The sequence below is a fragment of the Variovorax sp. 20P10.2.4 genome, assembly GCF_058244205.1.
Map to the genome: position 1 here is coordinate 1 of NZ_JBZAYE010000563.1, position 4,758 is coordinate 4,758.

5 protein-coding genes are annotated in these 4,758 nt (G+C 68.8%); all 5 read right to left on the minus strand.

Annotated elements, in window-relative coordinates; translation table 11 throughout:
- Window positions 1–787: ATP-binding cassette domain-containing protein (locus AC27VN_RS33000; RefSeq protein ID WP_490879300.1), on the minus strand; the 787-nt coding region annotated here is incomplete at its 3' end.
- A gap of 47 nt (window positions 788–834) precedes the next feature.
- Window positions 835–1,782, minus strand: a complete 948-nt coding sequence (locus AC27VN_RS33005; protein ID WP_490879302.1) for a 5'-methylthioadenosine/S-adenosylhomocysteine nucleosidase — start codon at window positions 1,780–1,782, stop codon at window positions 835–837.
- Window positions 1,783–1,790: 8 nt separating this feature from the next.
- Window positions 1,791–2,792, minus strand: a complete 1,002-nt coding sequence (locus AC27VN_RS33010; RefSeq protein WP_057594817.1) for a BMP family protein — start codon at window positions 2,790–2,792, stop codon at window positions 1,791–1,793.
- Between the two features lie 128 nt (window positions 2,793–2,920).
- Window positions 2,921–3,550 carry a uracil phosphoribosyltransferase gene (gene upp / locus AC27VN_RS33015; RefSeq protein WP_093342184.1) on the minus strand — a complete coding sequence of 210 codons (630 nt, stop codon included), beginning with the start codon at window positions 3,548–3,550 and terminating at the stop codon, window positions 2,921–2,923.
- 58 nt (window positions 3,551–3,608) lie between these two features.
- Window positions 3,609–4,758, minus strand: a 1,150-nt coding sequence (locus AC27VN_RS33020) for a URC4/urg3 family protein (RefSeq protein ID WP_490879301.1), incomplete at its 5' end; no start/stop codon positions are given.

Below are 4,758 nucleotides of genomic sequence, written 5' to 3' on the forward strand. Positions count from 1 at the left end.
GGTCGAGCACGCAGACCGCGTCGCCGACCGACTTGGCGGGCCGGCGCTGCGGTGCCTCGACCGCATGCCCGACCATCCACAGCGCGAGCTGCGCCTGCGTGGTGTCGGCCGTGGCCGCCTCGGCCACCAGCTTGCCGCCGCGCAGCACGGCCACGCGGTGCGACACCCGCAGCACTTCGCCGAGCTTGTGGCTGATGAAGATCACCGACAGGCCCTGCGCCACCATCTGCGAGAGCGTGGCGAACAGCGCCTCGCTCTCCTGCGGCGTGAGCACGGCCGTGGGTTCGTCCAGGATCAAGATGCGCGCGCCGCGGTACAGCGCTTTGAGGATTTCAACCCGCTGGCGTTCGCCCACCGAGAGGCTGCCGATGGTCGCCTCGGGCCGCACCGGCAGTCCGAAGCGCTGCGCTACCTCGAGCAGCCGGGCCCGCGCGGCCGGGCGGCGCGACAGCGGGCGCCACAGCGGCTCGGTGCCCATGGTCACGTTGTCGAGCACGCTGAGGTTGTCGGCCAGCGTGAAGTGCTGGTGCACCATGCCGACGCCCGCGGCCAGCGCGGCCTTCGGATTGCCGGGCGCGAGCGGCGCGCCGAAGACCTCGATGCGGCCTTCGTCGGCGACGTAGTGGCCGAACAGGATCGACATCAGCGTCGACTTGCCGGCACCGTTCTCGCCGAGCAGCGCCAGCACTTCGCCGGCGCGCAGATCGAGGGAGATGGCATCGTTGGCGACCAGGCTGCCGAAGCGCTTGGTGATGCCCTGGAGGCGGAGGACGGTCGTGCTGCTCATGAATCTCTTGTTCCTTCCCCCGCGTCGGTCCAGCGGGGCAAGGGGTGTCACTTCCACGCAGCCAGGAACGCCAGCATGACCTTCGCGGAGTTGTCGGCCGCGATGTTCATGAAGGTGCCCATCTCGTTCTCGCCATCGCCGCCGCCGGCCAGGTCGCTGAGCGAGCGGAAGGCGATGTAGGGCACGCCGTTGCTGTAGGCCACCATGCCCACGGCCGCGGTCTCCATGTCGAGCACGTTGGCCTGGAAGGTCTTGAAGGTGTATTCGCGATAGGCCTTGTTGTCCATGAAGGCCTGGCCCGAGACACCGTTGCCGCCCACCACGAGCTGGGGCTTGCGCGCCAGGCACTTGCCGGCGCTGCAGCTCGCGAGATCGACGTTGCGGATGCCGCGCGCCACCTCGAGCATCCTCGGGTCGGCCTCGAACCAGAACTTGCGCTCGATGCCGGGCCGCGCGGCCGAGCGCACCTCGACCGGGCGCGGGAACATCATGCCGAAGTTGGGCAGGGTGGCGTCGGTGATGAAGGGTGGGGCCGCGTACTTGCCGGGCGCGGTCTCGCGCGCCATCAGCACCTCGAGGTACTGGCCCCACTGGGCGGGCACCGTCACGTCGCCGACATGCAGCGCGGGGTTCACGCCTCCCGCGATGCCGCTGAACACGATGTTCGTGACGCGGAAGCGGTTGAGCGCGAGCTGCGTGTTCATGGTCGCGTTGGTCATGCTGATGCCCGAGAGGAACAGCACGACCGGCTTGCCCTCGAGCGTGCCGGTGGTGAATTCGACGCCGTTCACGCCGTGCTTCGCCGCGCCCTGCAGGCGCGCGAGCAGCAGCTTGAGTTCGGGCTCGAAGGCCGAGATGACCGCGATGCGCGGCGTGTCGTCGAGCCGGGTGCCGCTGTTGATGCTGACGCCGGTGCCCTTGTAGACACCGACGCAGCCCGCGAGGCCGAAGGCCAGCACGCCGGCCGCGAGCAGGGAACGCCAGCGCAGGGTCATCGGGCGGCTCATTTCGCCGTGGACTTGGGTTGGCCGTCGTCCACCTTCACGGTGAACTTGCCGGCGAGGATGTCGGCCTGCTTGGCCTTGACCTTGGCGACGATCTCGGCCGGCACCTTCTTCTCGAAGGTGCCCAGCGGCGCGAGTTCGGAGCCCTTGTACTTCATCTGCGAATAGATGCCGTAGTCCTCGGCGGCGAACTTGCCTTCCTTCACCAGCTTGATCGCGCGGTCGGCCGAGGGCTCGAAGTTCCACAGCGCCGAGGCGACCACGGTGTCGGGGTACTGGGCCTGGGTGTCGATCACGTTGCCGATCGCGAGCTTGCCCTTTTCCTTGGCCGCGTCCGAGACGCCGAAGCGCTCGGCGTACATGATGTCGGCGCCCTTGTCGATCATCGCGAAGGCCGCTTCCTTGGCCTTGGGCGGGTCGAACCAGCTGTTGATGAAGCTCACGCTGAACTCGACCTTGGGATTGGTCTCCTTGGCGCCGGCCATGAAGGCGTTCATCAGGCGGTTGACCTCGGGGATCGGGAAGCCGCCGACCATGCCGATGCGGTTGCTCTTGGTCATGCCGCCGGCGACCATGCCGCTGAGGTAGGCCGGTTCCTGGATGTAGTTGTCGAACACGCTGAAGTTGGGCGCCTGCGGCTTGAGCGAGGAGCCCATCAGGAAGGCGACCTTCGGAAAGTCCTTGGCGACCTTGCGCGCCGCGGCCTCGACGCCGAACACCTCGCCGAGGATCAGCTGGTTGCCGCCGGTGGCGTATTCGCGCATCACGCGCTCGTAGTCGGCGTTGCTGACGTTCTCGGTGGCCTTGTACTCGATCTCGCCGCGCGCCTCGGCGGCCTTCAGCGCCTTGTGGATGCGGCCCACCCATTGCTGCTCGAAGGGGACGGTGTAGACCGCCGCCACCTTGAGCTTGGCCTGCGCGAGGGCGAGGCCGGGAAGGCCGGCCGCGAGGGCCGCGGCAATGGCGATGGAACGAACGATCAGGGGGCGGCGTGCTGTCACGGTGCTTCTCCTCGGGTGATGGATCTGGTGGAACTGGTGCGGGCTCGGATCGTCGCACCGCGCCCTGCGCGGGGCGGTGGACCGATGCTGCGAAGCAGGAACCGGGCCGCTTCTCTTCTTGTCTGCGTTTACTTGGTGCCGAAGATGCGGTCGCCGGCGTCGCCCAGGCCCGGCAGGATATAGCCGTGGTCGTTGAGTTCGCGGTCGATCGCGGCCGTGTAGATCGGCACGTCGGGGTGCGCCTTCTGCATCGTCGCCACGCCTTCGGGGCAGGTCAGCAGGCAGACGAACTTGATCGACTTGGGATTGAGTTCCTTGAGCCGCTCGACCGCGGCCACCGCCGAGTTGCCGGTGGCCAGCATCGGGTCGACCACGATCACGTCGCGGCTGTCCATCTCGCCGGGCATCTTGAAGTAGTACTCGACCGCGGTCAGCGTCTTCGGGTCGCGATACAGGCCGATGTGGCCGACGCGAGCGCCGGGCACCACGGTGAGCATGCCGTCCAGGATGCCGGTGCCCGCGCGCAGGATCGACACCAGCACCAGCTTCTTGCCGTCGATGACCTTGGCCTGCATGGTCTCGAGCGGCGTTTCGACCTCGACGTCCTGCATCGGCATGTCGCGCGTGACCTCGTAGGCCATGAGCATGCTGATCTCGTTGAGGAGCCGGCGGAAGCTGTTGGTGGAAGCGTCCTTGCGGCGCATCAGCGTGAGCTTGTGCTGGACGAGGGGATGGTCGAGGAGGTGGACGTTGCTCATTGGAATTCTTCGATTCGTTCTGCGTTGGCGAAACCCGGAAGTCTAAGAGACTGGCGAACTAGAAGACCGTGCCGTCGCTCTCGATCTGCAGTGGTGGCGCACCGTTACGCAAGCGCTGTGCCAGTGCCCGGCCCGCGGCCCAGGTGCCGCCCTCGAGCACGCAGGCCAGCGGCAGCTGTTCCTCGGTGCGGCCGAGCACCTTGCGCACCCGCGGCGCCAGTTCGTCGAGCAGGGCCACGGTCAGCGCGCGCCACTCGACGATGAACTCGTCGCCGGCCTTCCAGCGCCGTTCGAGCAGCGCCGCGTCCTTGGGCACGATCACGCCGCTGTCGATCAGCAGGCCGCCGTTGCGGTACTCGGGCAGCGCGGTCAGGGCCTCGAGGTGGCGCACCTTCACGCCGGCCCACTCGAAGGGCTCGAGCAGCGAATAGGTCAGCCACTGGGAGAGCTTGTGGAAGGGCATCCAGCCGTTGGTGAGGCCCGGCCCCGGCACCGCGCTGTGGCGCCAGCAGTCGCCGAGCGCCAGCGCGGGATCGCCGGAGCCGATGCCGCCGGGGTTGTCGCTGCCGTCGGCGGCGATGCTGTCGACCGCATTGGCCGAGGGCCAGATGCGCGACAGCGAGTCGAGCAGCAGCGACAGGATCGCGTGCGCGCCGATCTCGGCGGTGGGCGGCGCGGCGGGGCCGAAGGGGCCGACCAGCGCGTCGAACAGGTTGCCGGGCCGGCCGTCCTCGCCGAACACCTCGGGCTGCTCGGCCAGCGCCTCGCCGAGCCGGCGCAGCAATGTCGCGCGGCCCGCGAGGCCGATCAGCGGATTGACCTCGCTGACCTGGAAGGCGGCGCCGAGCCGGTCGGTGACCAGGCCGCGCAGGCCGGCGGCATCGGCCTGCAGCGGGCGCTCGGGGTCGGAGGAGAACAGGCCGCTGGTGAAGGCGTGGAAGCTCGCCACGCCCAGGCCCTCGGAACGCGAGAAGCGCTCGCCGCTGGCCGGTTCCGTGTAGTGCCAGTCGGGGCCGGCACCGGCATCGAGCAGCACGCTGACCAGCACCAGGTCGATGTGCGCGCGTGCGCGCTGCCGCGCGTCGGCCTCGCCGAGCAGCTCGTTGAGCTGGGCCAGGCGGTCGACGCCGCCGGCCTCGAAATGGCGCCAGCGGCTGTGATACGGGATGGTGTCCCAGGGATAGCGCTCGCGCGTGACCTCGGCCACG